This is a genomic window from Marilutibacter maris, assembly GCF_003233695.1.
GTDB classification, from domain to species: domain Bacteria; phylum Pseudomonadota; class Gammaproteobacteria; order Xanthomonadales; family Xanthomonadaceae; genus Marilutibacter; species Marilutibacter maris.
In genome coordinates this window covers 1,003,388-1,017,825 of record NZ_CP029843.1, presented here as the reverse complement: position 1 = coordinate 1,017,825, position 14,438 = coordinate 1,003,388, and the positions used below count along the sequence as shown (strand labels likewise).

Below are 14,438 nucleotides of genomic sequence, written 5' to 3'. Positions count from 1 at the left end.
ACCCGAACTTGACAGAACGCAACAGATCTTGGAGCCGGTATGAAACACCTCAAGCAACTACGGCGCAGCCTGGCTACAACTTCCGTGCATCAGCACGCCACGATCAACTGCCTTCGACAAGACTCGGTGCTCGAAGGAAGCCCTGAGCACCCATCAACTCCTGTTCGCAGCGGCGCAACAAGCTCAAATTGATGCGCTCCAGCAAAACAAAAGGGCAATATCGGCAAATTGAGTCTGCGTAGCTTCAGCGTGCGGTTGACCGCGCATAGCTACTGCAATCGATTGAATGGAGTACTCCAACAAGGTTGCGGCACTCCATCCAGGCGCCAAGGGAGGTCGAAGCCAACACACAAGCGAACTACGCAGATGCATTCGACACGAACTAAGCAGCACCAGATGCGCCGCCACAGGCTGCGTAGCTCAGACCGTTTCGAGCACTAGCGACGCCAGCGGGCCTAGACATCAGAGGCGGATCAAGCCGGAGCAAAACGCGCGCTCAGCCTACACAGGCCACATGCCCCTTCCAACACCCAAGCAGCGGGGTTGGCCGCAGCGCTACCGCGCCTCGGCCACCTCGACCCCATCCAGCCCCTGGGCCAGGGTCTGGGCATCGCCGCCCTGGGCGAGCTTGATGCGCAGGCGCACCTCGTTCTGCGAGTCGGCGTAGCGCAGCGCGTCCTCGTAACCGATCTCGCCGGCCTGGTAGAGCTCGAACAGGCTCTGGTCGAAGGTCTTCATGCCCTGCTGGACCGAGTCCTTCATCACTTCCTTCAGCTTGTGGATCTCGCCGTCGCGGATGTAGTCCTGCACCAGCGGAGTGCCGAGCAGGATTTCCATCGCGACCCGGCGCGCCTTGCCGTCGGGGGTCGGAATCAGCTGCTGCGCGACCACACCCTTGAGGTTCAGCGACAGGTCCATCAGCAGCTGCCCGCGGCGATCCTCGGGGAAGAAGTTGATGATGCGATCCATCGCCTGGTTGGCGTTGTTGGCGTGCAGGGTGCACAGCACCAGGTGGCCGGTCTCGGCAAAGGCGATCGCGTGGTCCATGCCCTCGCGGGTGCGGACCTCGCCGATCATGATCACGTCCGGCGCCTGGCGCAGGGTGTTCTTCAGCGCCGCGTCCCAGGTGTCGGTGTCGATGCCGACCTCGCGCTGGGTGATGATGCAGCCCTCGTGCTTGTGCACGAACTCGATCGGGTCCTCGATGGTGATGATGTGACCGGTCGAGTTCTGGTTGCGGTAGCCGATCATCGCCGCCAGCGAGGTCGACTTGCCGGTGCCGGTGGCGCCGACGAAGATGATGATGCCGCGCTTGGTCATCGCCAGCGTCTTGATGATCGGCGGCAGGCTCAGTTCCTCGACGGTCGGAATCTTGGTCTCGATCCGGCGCAACACCATGCCGACCTGGTTGCGCTGGTAGAAGCAGCTGACGCGGAAGCGGCCGACACCGGAAACGCCGATCGCGAAGTTGCACTCGTGGGTCTTCTCGAACTCCTCGCGCTGCTGCGGGTTCATCACGTTGAGCACGAGGTCGCGGCTCTGCTGCGGGGTCAGCGCGCTCTGGGTGATCGGCGAGATCTTGCCGTGGACCTTCATCGACGGCGGCATGCCCGCGGTGATGAACAGGTCCGACGCCTTCTGGTGCGCCATCAGCTTGAGGAAGGAGGTGAAGTCGATCGTGCTCATTGCATGTGCCTCCATGAGGCCGGATTGTCTTTCCCGGCGGGGCCGGCGCGTCCCCGCCGCCCCACCCTGTCCAACACCCCCGATTCGGCGGGGGCGATGCGCGGAATCAGTCGAACAGGCGCTTGTCCTTGGCGTACTCGCGGGCCTGCTGGCGCGCGATCATGCCGCGCTTGACCAGGTCCTGCAGGTGCTGGTCGAGCGTCATCATGCCGTGCTGCTGGCCGGTCTGGATCGCCGAATACATCTGCGCGACCTTGTCCTCGCGGATCAGGTTACGGATCGCCGGGATGCCGACCATGATTTCCCATGCCGCGGTACGGCCGCCGCCGACCTTCTTCAGCAGCGCCTGGCTGATCACCGCGCGCAGCGACTCCGACAGCATCGAGCGCACCATCGGCTTCTCGCCGGCGGGGAACACGTCGATGATGCGGTCGATGGTCTTGGCCGCCGAGCTGGTGTGCAGGGTGCCGAACACCAGGTGGCCGGTCTCGGCCGCGGTCAGCGCCAGGCGGATCGTCTCCAGGTCGCGAAGCTCGCCGACCAGGATGTAGTCGGGATCCTCACGCAGCGCCGAGCGCAGCGCCTCGTTGAAGCCATGGGTGTCGCGGTGCACCTCGCGCTGGTTGATCAGGCACTTCTGCGAGGTGTGGACGAACTCGATCGGATCCTCGACCGAGAGGATGTGCGCGTACTCGTTCTTGTTGACGTGGTCGAGCATCGCCGCCAGCGTGGTCGACTTGCCCGAACCGGTCGGGCCGGTCACCAGGATCAGGCCCTGCGGCTGGTCGATCAGCTCCTTGAAGATGCGCGGGCAGCCCAGGTCCTCCAGGGTCAGCACCTCGGACGGAATGGTACGGAACACCGCACCGGCGCCGCGGTTCTGGTTGAACGCGTTGACGCGGAATCGCGCCAGGCCCGGGATCTCGAACGAGAAGTCGACCTCGAGGAATTCCTCGTAGTCGCGGCGCTGCTTGTCCGACATGATGTCGTAGACCAGCGCGTGCACCTGCTTGTGGTCCAGCGCCGGGATATTGATCCGGCGGACGTCACCATCGACCCGGATCATCGGCGGCAGACCGGCCGACAGATGCAGGTCGGATGCTTTGTTCTTTACCGAGAACGCCAACAGCTCGGCGATATCCATGCGTGCTCCCCCGCACTACTGATCGGCCCCCTGTCGGGAACCTTTAGGACTGGAACGATACTACCCCTGCGGGGCAGTATAGCCCCGGACCCACGACGCAAATCCAGCGCAGGCCAGCAACTGCGGCATCGGTCGCAAAGCCGCCTGCCGGCGACCCGTACCGACTCCGATGACCCCATCCGTGCACGCCAACCCTCCGCACGACGCCTTGCGCGACACCTTGCAAGGTATTGATAACGCGGCACAAAGCGCCGGCCGGCCAGTCCCGCGCCTGCTCGCGGTCAGCAAGACCCAGCCGGCGGCGGCGGTCGCCCGCCTGGCCGCGGCCCTGCGCGAACGGCAACCCGACCGGATTCCCGCTTTCGGCGAGAACTACGTCCAGGAAGCCGCCGCCAAGCAGGCCGAATTGGCTTCCGGCACCGACGTCGCCGCGATCGAGTGGCACCTGATCGGCCATCTGCAGTCGAACAAGGCGCGCGAGGCGGCGACCCTGTTCGACTGGGTCCAGACCGTGGACCGCGCCAAGCTGGTCGACGCGCTCGCCCGCCACCGCCCCGCCGGACGCGAACCGCTGAACCTGCTGATCCAGGTCAACATCGACGACGAATCCGGCAAGCACGGTTGTCGGCCGGACGCGATCGCCGCCCTGGCCGCGGCCATCGCCGGCCACGCCAACCTGCGCCTGCGCGGGCTGATGGCGATCCCGGCCCCCGCGCCCGAGCCGGCGGTCCGCCGGCAGGCCTTCGCCGACATGCATCGCTGCTTCCGGGCGCTGCGCGAGGCCCATCCGCGCGTCGACACGCTGTCGATGGGCATGAGCGACGACTACCCGCTGGCGATCGCCGAGGGCGCGACCATGGTGCGGATCGGGACGGCGCTGTTCGGACGGCGGAGCTGAGGGTCAACAACCCTCAGGTCTTCGTAGGAGCGGCGTAAGCCGCGATCGGGTTTCACGGCAAGGCCCATCGCGGCTCACGCCGCTCCTACGGTGTAAAGGCGTGTGACCCGCCCCCTAAGCGCTGAAGACGCGAATGGGGGTGTGGGAGCGCAACGGTGGGGCCCAAGGTTTGCGCAGAAAACTTTGGGGATATCCGGGCGCAGCCCCGGAATCCCGGCCTACGCCGCTCCTACGGGGCCGGACCGACGGGGCCGGGGGCTGGCCGCGCTTGTTATCCTCGTGCCTCCGACACATCGCCCCTGCCTCCATGTCCGCTGCCAGTTCCGAATCCACCGCCGTCAGTCCTGCCACCATCGCCTTCATCGGTGGCGGCAACATGGCCCGCAGCCTGATCGCCGGCCTGGTCGCCCGCGGCACCGCGCCGGCCTCGATCCGCGTCGCCGAGCCGGTCGAAGCCCTGCGCGACAGCCTGCGGGCCGACTACGGGGTGGTCACCGTCGCCGATGCCGCCGAGGCGATCGCCGACGCCGGGGTCTGGGTGTTCGCGGTCAAGCCGCAGGTGATGCGCACGGTCTGCGACGCGGTGGCAGCGACCGCGGCCGAGACCGACCCGCTGGCGGTGTCGATCGCCGCCGGCATCACCTCGGCGCAGCTCGATCGCTGGCTCGGCGGCGATCGCGCGGTGGTGCGGACCATGCCCAACACCCCGGCCCTGCTCGGTGCCGGCATCACCGGACTGTTCGCCAATCCACGCGTGAGCGACGCCCAGCGCGATGCCGCCGAGCGCATCCTCGCGACCGCCGGCGAGACCGTGTGGATCGACGACGAGGCGCTGATGGACGCGGTCACCGCGGTCTCCGGCAGCGGCCCCGCCTATGCCTTCCTGCTCGCCGAGGCGATGCAGGCCGCCGGGCAGGCCCAGGGCCTGCCCGAGGACACCGCCCGCACCCTGGCCGCGCAGACCCTGCTCGGCGCGGCGCGGATGCTGGTCGAGTCCGGCGAGACCGCCGAGGTGCTGCGCAAGCGGGTGACCTCGCCCGGCGGCACCACCCAGGCGGCGATCGAGACCTTCGAGGCCGGCGGTTTCCGTGCCCTGGTCGATGCCGCGATCACGGCCGCGACCCGCCGCGGTCGCGAGCTTTCGGCCGCCAACGACTGAGGGATCGGCATGCGCAACCACCGCTCACGGATCGCATCCGCGCCACTGCGCGCGCTCCTGGCCACCGCCCTGCTGGGCGCCATTGTGGCCGGTTGCGGCCGCGAGTCGTCGACACCGCCGCCACCGCAGGGGCTCGCGATGGAGGAGGCGACCGTCCGTGCCGGCGACGTCACCGTCCGCGCCAGCGTGGTCCCGACCACGCGCCTGGGCGAGGCGGTGGCCCGCCAGTACGGCATCGAACGCGAACCCGGCCGGGTACTGGTCCTGGTCGGCGTCCGCAAGGGCCCGGAGAGCGACGAAGTCGCGCTGCCCGCGCAGGTACGGATGCAGGCCAGCGATCTGCGCGGCGTCGCCGAGCGCCAGGTGCTGCGAGAGGTGCGCGACGAGACCGGCCCACAGCCGGCGCTGATCGACTATGTCGGCACGGTGAAGGTGACCCCGCCCGACACCCTGCGCTTCGACATCCAGGTCGAACTCGACGGCCAGGCGCCGATCCGCCTGCTGTTCAATCGCGACGTGTTTCCGGACTGAGCGCGCAGCGACGCAAGACCGCGGAAGCGTCCGCGCTCAACCCGCGCGCCGCGCCGCCCAGCCCCGCATGATCGCCTCGATCGCGCGCACCCCGTCGGTCAGCGCCGCCGGCCCGGGCTGCAGGATCAGCGGCGACTTGACCTCGTGCAGTTCGCCGTCGCGCACCGCCGGGATCGCATTCCAGCCGGGGCGCGCGGCGACCTTTTCCGGACGGAACTTCTTGCCGCACCAGGAGCCGATGACGATGTCCGGCGCGCGCCGGATCACCTCGTCCGGATCTTCGAGAATGCGTTGTTTCGCCAGCGGCTCGGCGGCGCGTTCGGGAAAGATGTCGTCGCCACCGGCGATGCGGACCAGCTCGGCGACCCAGGCGATGCCGGTGATCGGCGGCTCGTCCCACTCCTCGAAGTAGACGCGCGGCCGCCGCGGCAGCGCCGTCGACGCCGATTCGATCGCGTCCAGCCCGCACCGCAGCTCGTCGGCCCAGGCATTGGCGCGATCGCCGGCACCGACCATCGCCCCGAGCCGGCGGACGTAGTCGAGGATGCCGTCGACGCTGCGGTGGTTGCTGATCCAGACCTCAATTCCGTGCCGGACCAGCTCGGCGGCGATGTCGGCCTGGATGTCGGAAAAGCCGATCGCGAAATCGGGGCACAGCTTGAGGATCTCGCCGATCTTGGCGCTGGTGAAGGCGCTGACCTTGGGCTTTTCCTTGCGCGCGCGCGGCGGCCGCACGGTGAAGCCGCTGATGCCGACGATGCGGTCCTGCTCGCCGAGCGCGTACAGCGTCTCGGTCGGCTCCTCGGTCAGGCAGACGATGCGGCGCGGTCCGATCATGGCGCTCAGGGGAACAGCATGCGGCGCGACCATTCGCCGGCACGGTCGCATTCGTACAACTGGCGCTCGTGCAGGCGGAAGTCGGCGCCGTACCAGAACTCGATCGCCGACGGCCGCACCCGCAGTCCGGTCCAGCGCGCGGGCCGCGAGACGTCGCGACCGTCGAACTCCTGCTCGGCCTGGGCCAGGCGCTGCTCGAAGGTGTCGCGCGAATCGAGCGTCTCCGACTGCTTCGACGCCCAGGCGCCGAGCTGGCTGCCGCGCGGACGGGTCGCGAAGTAGGCGTCGGCCTCGTCGTCGGCGACGATCTCGACCGCCCCCTCGATCCGCACCTGCACGCCGTTGCGCACGCGCGGCCAGTGGAACAGCAGGGCGGCATGCGGATTGGCCTGCAGCTCGCGGCCCTTGCGCCCGTCCAGGTGGGTGTAGAACACGAAACCGCGCGCGTCGTGCGCCTTCAACAGCACGATACGCGCGGACGGCCGCGCGTCCAGGCCGGCGGTGGCCACGGTCATCGCGGTGGGATCGGGTTCGCCGGCGGCGCCCGCTTCCGCGAACAGGCGGTCGAAGGTGGCCAGGGCTTCGGTCAGCAGGGGTGAGGTGTCCATGGCGCTATTGTGGGGCGATGGCGCGAGCTCCGCACCCCCCTGCCGATGGCTTCGATCCGGCCTTCGTCGCCGACGTGCTCGACGACGCGCTGGGCCACCGCGGGCCCGGTCACGGCGTGCGGGTGTATGCGATCGCCGGCCTGCAGGGCTCGGGCAAGTCGACCCTCGCCGCCCAGCTCGCCGCGCTGGCGCGGGCACGCGGCCTGCGCTGCGCGAGCCTGTCGATCGACGACTTCTACCTCGGCCGCGGCCAGCGCCGGCGACTGGCGCGCCGCGTGCATCCGCTGCTGGCGACCCGGGGCCCGCCGGGCACCCACGACGTGGCCCTGGCCTGCGACACGCTCGACGCACTGTGCGCGGGCCGGTCGGCACGGCTGCCGCGCTTCGACAAGCTCGCCGACACCCGCCTGCCGCCATCGCGCTGGCGCGACAGCGGCCGCGTCGACCTGGTGCTGTTCGAAGGCTGGTTGCTGAAGACGCCGCCGCAGGACGCCACCGCACTGGCCGCGCCGATCAACGCACTCGAACGCGACGAGGACGCCGACGGCCGCTGGCGGCGCTGGTGCAACCGGGCGCTGGCGGACGCCTACCCGCCGCTGTGGTCGCGGCTGGACCGGTTGTTGTTCCTGCAGCCGCCCGGCTTCGAGGTGGTGCCGCAATGGCGCTGGCAGCAGGAATGCCGCCTGCAGGCGTCGCGCCCACACCACCGCGGCATGACCCGTCCGCAATTGGAGCGCTTCGTCCAGTTCTACGAACGGGTCAGCCGGCAGGCATTGCGGACCCTGCCCGGCCTCGCCGAACGCACCGTGCCCCTGGACGCCCGGCGTCGACCGCTGCCCGCTTGAACGGCGCTCGCCCCGCGCACGGTCAATCGACGACGAAGGTCACCTTCAGGTTGACCCGCCATTCGGTCACGCTGCCGTCGGGCGAGGTCACCACCTTGATCTCGTTGACCCAGGCGCCCTGGATGTTCTTCACCGACTCGGCGCACTTCTTCAATCCGGACTTGACCGCGTCCTCGACGCCGGTCTTGGACGCGGCATTGAGTTCGATGACCTTGGCAATGGACATGGCAGGTTCCTTGTGGAATGGCCGGGCGACAGCGCCCGGGCCGACGCTACGTGCCGCCGCGTTAAGCGCATGCGACCATGCCGTGCACGCGGCGCGAACACGCCCGTGCGCGGCGCCGGGAGGGGGCGGTGGCCTACAATCGCGGCGATGAATCCCGCCCGCAACCTGATCCTGGTCGGCCCGATGGGCGCCGGCAAGACCTGCATCGGCCGCCTGCTGGCCGAGCACTACCGGCTGCGCCTGCTCGACGCCGACCACGAGATCGAGCGTCACACCGGCACCACCATCGCAAGGATCTTCGAATGCGAGGGCGAGGCCGGCTTCCGCAGCCGCGAGCGGGCGATGCTGGAAACCCTGCTGGGCGATGACGACCTGCTGCTGGCCACCGGCGGCGGGGCCGTGCTCGACCCGCTCAACCGCGCACTGCTGCGCGCGCGCGGCTTCGTCGTGCACCTGAGGATCAGCCCGGCCCAGCAGCTGGAACGCCTGCGCGACGACCGCAGCCGGCCGTTGCTGGCCCGCCCCGATCGCGAAGCGGTGCTGCGGCAGATGGCCGGCGTCCGCGACCCGCTGTATGCCGAGGTCGCCGACCTCGCCTTCGACACCGGCAGTCTGACCGCCGGCGAGGCCGCGCGCCGGCTGCAGCACGAACTCGACCTCCACTGGCAACGCAACGGAGCAACCGCATGACCGCCATCCAGACCGTCCACGTCGGCGGTTCGGCCCCGTACACGGTGACCATCGCCCCCGGCCTGATCGACGACGGCGCGGTGCTGACCCAGGCCCTGCGCGGCCGCCATCTGCTGCTGGTCAGCGACGCCAACGTCGCCCCGCTGTACGCCGCGCGGGTCGAGGCGGCGGCGCGCGCGGCGCGTCCGGCGCTGAACATCGGTCGCTTCGTGATGCCGGCCGGCGAACACGAAAAGACCCTCGCCCGCTTCGGCGAGTGCCTGGATGCGCTGGCGACGCTGGGCGCGACCCGCGACGCCGCGGTGCTGGCGCTGGGCGGCGGGGTGATCGGCGACCTGGCCGGCTTCGCCGGCGCCTGCTGGATGCGCGGCATCGACGTGATCCAGGTACCGACCACCCTGCTGGCGATGGTCGACTCCTCGGTCGGCGGCAAGACCGCGGTCGATCTGCCCAGCGGCAAGAACCTGGTCGGCGCCTTCCACCCACCCCGCGCGGTGGTCGCCGACACCACCGCCCTGCGCAGTCTGCCCGACCGCGAACTGCGCGCCGGCCTGGCCGAGGTGGTCAAGTACGGCGCGATCTTCGATGCCGGCTTCCTGGACTGGCTGGAGGCGCATGCCGACGCACTGCTCGCGCGCGACGATGCCGCGCTCGCCGAGGCGGTCGCCCGCAGTTGCCGCTACAAGGCCGACGTGGTCGAGCGCGACCCGTTCGAGCACGGCGACCGCGCGCTGCTGAACTTCGGCCACACCTTCGGCCACGCGATCGAGACCGAGCAGGGCTACGCCGGCGCCAGCGGCGACGGCCTCAACCATGGCGAAGCGGTCGCGGTCGGCATGGTGCTGGCCGCGCGCCTGTCGGCCGATCTCGGCCTCGCCCCGGCCGCCGATGCCCGGCGCCTGCAGGACCTGCTGCAGCGGTTCGGGCTGCCGGTCGCGGTGCCGCCGGGCCTGCCGCCGGAAGCGCTGCTGGCGCGGATGCGGCTGGACAAGAAGGCCGACGCCCGCGGCCTGCGCTTCATCCTGTGGGACGCCGCCGGCGCCGCGCGGGTGGTCCGCGACGTGCCCGACGCCGCGGTGCTGGCGGTTCTGGGCGCCTAGAAACACCCGCTCCTACGAAAAGCACCGGGGATCGCGGCTCATACCGCTGTCAGACGGATCCGCTGCCCTCATGCGTGCCCCGCGGCTGTCCGCGGCGGGGCACGCCGGCGGCCTCAGGCCGCCTGTTGCCGCTCGCGGGCGCGCCGGTTCGAGGCGACCGGGTTGTCGGCCAACACCGCTTCGTCGGAGTCCAGCAGACCGGCCCAGCGCGCGGTGTCGAGCACCGCGGCGAAGTTGCTGTGGAACACCACGCTGAATACCCGGTGGATCTCCTCGGCGCTGGCGTGACCGGCGGCGTTCTCGTACGGCAGGGTGCCGGTCGCATCGCTGAGGAACTCGACCGCCAGTCCCGAGTGCGCGGCCTCGAACACGGTCGCGGCGTCGCAGTTGTGGGTCATGTAACCGATCACGGTAATGGTGTCGATGCCGCGCTCGGCCAGCCACTCGCGCAGGCCGGTGCCGGTGAACACGCTGGCCATCGACTTGTTGACGTAGTGGTCGCGCGGGCGCCCGGCGACCTCCGGGTGCAACGCCCAGTTGGGCGAACCATCGGCGAAGGCCGGCGAATCCGACGGCTCGGTGTGCTGCACCACCACCACCGGTACGCCGGCGGCGCGGGCCGCGTCCATCGCCCGGCCGATATTGGCCAGGCTCTGCCGCGGCGGCGGGTACTCGATCGGCAGTTGACCCTCGAAGTACTCGTTCTGCACATCGACGACGATCAGGGCGCGCTTGCGCGGGGCGGGGGTGTTCATGGGATTGCTCCGGTTGTGTGGGGGTGGAGCCATTCTTGGTCGCGACGGCCCCTCCCGAAAGTGGCCCGAATGACATTCTTGGATATAATCGGGCCATGTCCGTGCCCCGCCCCACCACCGTCGCCGTAGTCGTCTTCGACCGGATCAGCCCGTTCCACCTGGGCGTGCCCTGCGCGGTGTTCGACGACCGCAACGGCGACGGCCAGCCCCGCTTCGAACTGCGCGTGTGCGCGGACGGCCGGCGCCGGCTGCGCACCGATGCCGGCTTCGAGATCCGGGTCGATCACGACCTGGACGGCCTGCACGGCGCCGACATCGTGATCGTCCCGGCCTGGCCCGATCCCGACCTGCGTCCGCCCGCCGCGCTGCTGGAGGCGCTGCGGGCCGCCCACGCGCGCGGCGCCTGCCTGGTCGGGCTGTGCCTGGGCACTTATGTGCTGGCCGAGGCCGGTCTCCTCGACGGCCGCCCGGCGACCACCCACTGGGCCAGCAGTGAACATTTCGCCCGCCGCTACCCGCGGGTCGCGCTGCAGACCGACGTGCTCTACGTCGACGACGGCGACATCCTGACCTCGGCCGGCACCGCCGCGGCGATCGACTGCTGCCTGCACCTGCTGCGGCGCGAGCACGGCGCCGAGGCCGCCAGCCGGGTCGCGCGGATGCTGGTGGTGTCGCCGCACCGGCGCGGCGGCCAGGCGCAGTACATCGAGCGGCCACTGCCGGACTCCTCCGGCGACGAGCGCCTGGCCGGGGTCCTGGAGTGGGCCCTGCAGAACCTCGAACAACCGCATCGTCTCGACGACCTCGCCGAGCGCGCACTGATGAGCCGGCGCACCTTCACCCGCCGCTTCCGCCAGGCCACCGGCGCCACCGTCCACCAATGGCTGCTGAGCCAGCGTCTGTCGCGCGCGCAGCAGCTGCTGGAAACCACCGACCAGCCGCTGGAGACGATCGCCGCGCGTACCGGCTTCGGCTCGGCGGTGTCGCTGCGGCAGCGGTTCACCGCCACCTTCAGCACCTCGCCCTCGGCCTGGCGTCGCGAGTTCCGCGGCGCATGACGCCACTCGCGTACAATTGCCGTCCTTATGCGCCTGCTCCTGCAACAACGGCCCGACGGCCCCGAAGCGCCACGCTTCGTGCAACTGTTCCTGCAGCCCGATCTGCTGGGCGGCTTCACCCTGGTCCGCGAGTCCGGCCAGATCGGTGGCCGCAGCAGCGTGCGTCGCGAACAGTTCCTCGACCATGCCAGCGCGATCAAGGCGATGGAGCGGGTACGCGACCAGCAGATCAAGCGCGGCTTCCAGGTGATGTTCACCCAGGGCGAGGCGACACGCTCGTGAGCCCCCCCGCCGGCCGTTCAGCCCTCGCCGGACGCCCGGTGAAGGATGGCCGGGCAGCACGATCCGAGGCCGACGCGGTCGCACCAAGAGTGGCCCCCCTCTTTCCCCCAACGTCGAATCCCATCCCGTGACCCTCAAGAACGATCGCTTCCTGCGCGCCCTGCGTCGCCAACCCGTCGACCGCACCCCGGTCTGGCTGATGCGCCAGGCCGGCCGCTATCTGCCGGAGTACCGCGCCACCCGCAAGCAGGCCGGCAGCTTCCTGGCGATGGCCAAGAACCCGGAACTGGCCTGCGAGGTGACCCTGCAGCCGCTGCGTCGCTTCCCGCTCGATGCGGCGATCCTGTTTTCCGACATCCTGACCGTGCCCGACGCGATGGGCCTGGGCCTGTATTTCGTCGAGGGCGAGGGACCGAAGTTCCGCCACCCGGTCCGCAGCGCCGACGACATCGCCCGGCTGGCGGTGCCGGACATGGAAACCGAGCTGCGCTACGTGACCGACGCGGTGCGCACGATCCGCCGCGAGCTCGACGGCAGCGTCCCGCTGATCGGCTTCTCCGGCAGCCCGTGGACGCTGGCCTGCTACATGGTCGAGGGCGGCGGCAGCAAGGACTTCGCCAAGGTCAAGTCGCTGGCGCTGAACGACCCGGCCGCGATGCACCGCCTGCTCGGCGTGGTCACCGACGCGGTGATCGCCTACCTGTCGGCGCAGCGCGCGGCCGGCGCGCAGGCGCTGCAGGTGTTCGACACCTGGGGCGGCGTGCTGAGCCCGCGGATGTACCGCGAATTCTCGCTGCGCTACCTGCAGCGGATCGCGCGCGAACTCGAGCGCGGCGATGGCGACCAGCGCACTCCGCTGATCCTGTTCGGCAAGGGCAATGCCGCCTACCTGGGCGAGCTGGCCGACAGCGGCGCCGAAGCGGTCGGCGCCGACTGGCTGGTCGAGCTCGGCGACGCCGCGCGCGCGGTCGGCGGCCGGGTCGCGGTGCAGGGCAACCTCGATCCGGTCACCCTGTACGCCTCGCCGGACGCGATCCGCGACGAGGTCGGACGCGCACTGGACAGCTGGCGCGACGGCAACGGCGGTTCGCGCGAGGGCCACGTGTTCAATCTCGGCCACGGCATGTCGCCGGACATGGACCCCGAGCACGTCGCGGTGCTGGTCGACGCGGTGCACACGCTCAGCGCGCGCTGAGCGCACCGATCGCGGACACATGAAGACGGCGCCCGAGGGCGCCGTTTTCGTTCTCGCTGGCGACGGCCGCGCGGCTCAGTGATGTCCGCCGTGGTGGTCGCCGTCGCCCGCCTGCCCGGCCGGCCCCGAGGCGCCGAGGGCCAGCACCCGGAACTCGACCTCGACCTCGCCGGCATGTTCGAACACCAGGGTCGCCGGCACCGTGTCGCCCTCGGCGAAGGGCCGGGCCGGCTGCATGAACATCAGGTGGTAGCCACCCGGCGCCAACCGGATCTCGCCGCCGGCCGGGACCTCCAGTCCCTCTTCCAGGTGACGCATCCGCATCATCCCGTCGACCGTGCGCATCTCGTGCACTTCCACCCGCTCGGCCGCCGGACTGTGGATCGACAGCAGCCGGTCGGCATCGGCACCGCCGTTGCGCAGGGTCAAGAAGCCGCCGGCGACCTTCGCGCCCGGCGGCATCGCCCGCATCCAGGCATCGCCGGCACCGACCCCGGACGGCATCGGCATCGAGGCCACGGTCCCGTCGGCCGGCATGGCCGCGACGGTATCGGTGGCCGGCTCGGCCGGCTGCGGCGCGGGCTGCTGCGATTCGGGCGGGGACTGCGGCGAGCAGGCCGCCAGCGCGGCGGTCACGGCCGCGGCGACCGCGAGGACCCGCAGCCGCGGCGCGCGGACGGGCAACAAGGTGCGGGAGGACAGCAAATTCATCGGTACTTCTCCAGTGAATCGAACAGGGTCAGGCAACGGCTGCGGTTGCGCCGTTGCGACATCCGGGCAGGCACGGCCACAGAATGCGCCAGGACGGCGGGATGGCCCCGGAGCCGCTCGCTCAGGCACGGGCCATCGCGACGCGCGCGGCGTCGCGGAACGGATATCCGGCATGAAAACTCCGGGATGCGAAGGGTGTACACGAACGGGACGTCCGCGCTTCGGATTTCCGCGTCTCAGAACGCCCGCGGCGGTCCGCGCGAGCCCAGACCGCAGGGATATCGCCATTGCGCGTGCGGATCGTCGCCGCACGGCGACCCCGACGACGTCCGCCGCGGCGGCGGGAACGCCAGCAGCCACAATGCGAGCAGCAACAGCGACGCCAGCAGCGGGCAGTAGTCGCAGTCGGCGCCGGGAAGGTCGGAAGGCGTCGTGCCGGTGTCGGTATCGGCGCCGCCACTGGGCAGCGGCAGGTACCTGAGCCCGGCGACGGTGCAGATCGCGCCCAGGTAGACGCCGGGCCCGGCCAGGCCATCGCTCTGCGACCGCGATTCGGCGAGCCGTCCCAGGGTCGGCAGCAGCACCAGCAACACGGCGGCGAGCAGGGCCAACCTGAGCATGCCGGCCTGGAACGAGCTGGACTGGAGCGGACGAAAACGGATCACGCGCGCATTGTAGCCACCGCCCTCCGGGGTCGGGCATGCCGCGATTGT

General features: G+C 70.3%; 17 protein-coding genes. 9 read left to right on the top strand and 8 right to left on the bottom strand.

The genetic code is table 11. From position 1 onward, the window contains the following. Positions 1–555: 555 nt before the first annotated feature. Positions 556–1,686: a PilT/PilU family type 4a pilus ATPase gene (locus C9I47_RS04570; protein WP_111265700.1), complete on the bottom strand. Its 1,131-nt coding sequence runs from the start codon at positions 1,684–1,686 to the stop codon at positions 556–558. A 106-nt stretch (positions 1,687–1,792) separates the two neighbouring features. Continuing rightward, on the bottom strand, positions 1,793–2,830 hold the full coding sequence (locus C9I47_RS04565) for a type IV pilus twitching motility protein PilT (protein WP_111265699.1): 1,038 nt from the start codon (positions 2,828–2,830) through the stop codon (positions 1,793–1,795). A gap of 169 nt (positions 2,831–2,999) precedes the next feature. On the opposite strand from C9I47_RS04565, the gene C9I47_RS04560 reads away from it, so the two are divergent. The 3 genes from C9I47_RS04560 (at position 3,000) to C9I47_RS04550 (ending at position 5,418) form a co-directional block, all read left to right on the top strand. Next, on the top strand, positions 3,000–3,728 hold the full coding sequence (locus C9I47_RS04560; protein ID WP_111265698.1) for a YggS family pyridoxal phosphate-dependent enzyme: 729 nt from the start codon (positions 3,000–3,002) through the stop codon (positions 3,726–3,728). 307 nt (positions 3,729–4,035) lie between these two features. Next, a complete protein-coding gene (gene proC, locus C9I47_RS04555) occupies positions 4,036–4,887 on the top strand; it encodes a pyrroline-5-carboxylate reductase (protein WP_111265697.1) in 852 nt (283 codons plus the stop codon). Between the two features lie 9 nt (positions 4,888–4,896). Then, positions 4,897–5,418 (top strand): DUF4426 domain-containing protein, encoded by a 522-nt coding sequence (locus C9I47_RS04550; protein WP_111265696.1) that lies wholly within the window; start codon positions 4,897–4,899, stop codon positions 5,416–5,418. A gap of 36 nt (positions 5,419–5,454) precedes the next feature. On the opposite strand, the gene C9I47_RS04545 is transcribed toward C9I47_RS04550, so the two are convergent. Both C9I47_RS04545 and pdxH read right to left on the bottom strand, forming a co-directional pair. Beyond that, on the bottom strand, positions 5,455–6,255 hold the full coding sequence (locus tag C9I47_RS04545; protein WP_190238605.1) for an ABC transporter substrate-binding protein: 801 nt from the start codon (positions 6,253–6,255) through the stop codon (positions 5,455–5,457). 5 nt (positions 6,256–6,260) lie between these two features. Then, positions 6,261–6,863, bottom strand: a complete 603-nt coding sequence (gene pdxH, locus C9I47_RS04540) for a pyridoxamine 5'-phosphate oxidase (RefSeq protein ID WP_111265695.1) — start codon at positions 6,861–6,863, stop codon at positions 6,261–6,263. A gap of 17 nt (positions 6,864–6,880) precedes the next feature. On the opposite strand from pdxH, the gene C9I47_RS04535 reads away from it, so the two are divergent. Then, positions 6,881–7,708, top strand: a complete 828-nt coding sequence (locus C9I47_RS04535) for a kinase (RefSeq protein WP_111265694.1) — start codon at positions 6,881–6,883, stop codon at positions 7,706–7,708. A gap of 22 nt (positions 7,709–7,730) precedes the next feature. Here C9I47_RS04535 and C9I47_RS04530 read toward each other — a convergent pair whose 3' ends face one another. Continuing rightward, a complete protein-coding gene (locus C9I47_RS04530; protein WP_111265693.1) occupies positions 7,731–7,934 on the bottom strand; it encodes a dodecin family protein in 204 nt (67 codons plus the stop codon). Positions 7,935–8,081: 147 nt separating this feature from the next. On the opposite strand from C9I47_RS04530, the gene C9I47_RS04525 reads away from it, so the two are divergent. Both C9I47_RS04525 and aroB read left to right on the top strand, forming a co-directional pair. Continuing rightward, positions 8,082–8,624: a shikimate kinase gene (locus C9I47_RS04525; RefSeq protein WP_111265692.1), complete on the top strand. Its 543-nt coding sequence runs from the start codon at positions 8,082–8,084 to the stop codon at positions 8,622–8,624. Next, entirely contained in the window at positions 8,621–9,724 is a 1,104-nt protein-coding gene (gene aroB / locus C9I47_RS04520) for a 3-dehydroquinate synthase (protein ID WP_111265691.1), read from the top strand. The genes C9I47_RS04525 and aroB overlap by 4 nt, the downstream gene beginning before the upstream one ends. A 113-nt stretch (positions 9,725–9,837) precedes the next feature. Here aroB and C9I47_RS04515 read toward each other — a convergent pair whose 3' ends face one another. Next, positions 9,838–10,479: a cysteine hydrolase family protein gene (locus C9I47_RS04515; protein ID WP_111265690.1), complete on the bottom strand. Its 642-nt coding sequence runs from the start codon at positions 10,477–10,479 to the stop codon at positions 9,838–9,840. A gap of 95 nt (positions 10,480–10,574) precedes the next feature. Between C9I47_RS04515 and C9I47_RS04510 the strand changes: the two genes are divergently transcribed. The 3 genes from C9I47_RS04510 to hemE all read left to right on the top strand — a co-directional run bounded on the left by C9I47_RS04510 (position 10,575) and on the right by hemE (position 13,014). Beyond that, positions 10,575–11,537, top strand: coding sequence for a GlxA family transcriptional regulator (locus C9I47_RS04510; RefSeq protein ID WP_111265689.1), 963 nt, complete (start codon positions 10,575–10,577; stop codon positions 11,535–11,537). A gap of 27 nt (positions 11,538–11,564) precedes the next feature. Then, complete coding sequence (locus C9I47_RS04505) at positions 11,565–11,819, top strand: WGR domain-containing protein (protein WP_111265688.1); 255 nt, start codon at positions 11,565–11,567, stop codon at positions 11,817–11,819. Positions 11,820–11,946: 127 nt separating this feature from the next. Then, positions 11,947–13,014, top strand: coding sequence for a uroporphyrinogen decarboxylase (gene hemE / locus C9I47_RS04500; RefSeq protein ID WP_111265687.1), 1,068 nt, complete (start codon positions 11,947–11,949; stop codon positions 13,012–13,014). A 75-nt stretch (positions 13,015–13,089) separates the two neighbouring features. Here hemE and C9I47_RS04495 read toward each other — a convergent pair whose 3' ends face one another. Both C9I47_RS04495 and C9I47_RS04490 read right to left on the bottom strand, forming a co-directional pair. After that, on the bottom strand, positions 13,090–13,725 hold the full coding sequence (locus C9I47_RS04495; RefSeq protein ID WP_223250275.1) for a copper chaperone PCu(A)C: 636 nt from the start codon (positions 13,723–13,725) through the stop codon (positions 13,090–13,092). Positions 13,726–13,961: 236 nt separating this feature from the next. Next, positions 13,962–14,390: a DUF2946 family protein gene (locus C9I47_RS04490; protein WP_111265686.1), complete on the bottom strand. Its 429-nt coding sequence runs from the start codon at positions 14,388–14,390 to the stop codon at positions 13,962–13,964. Between the last annotated feature and the right edge of the window lie 48 nt (positions 14,391–14,438).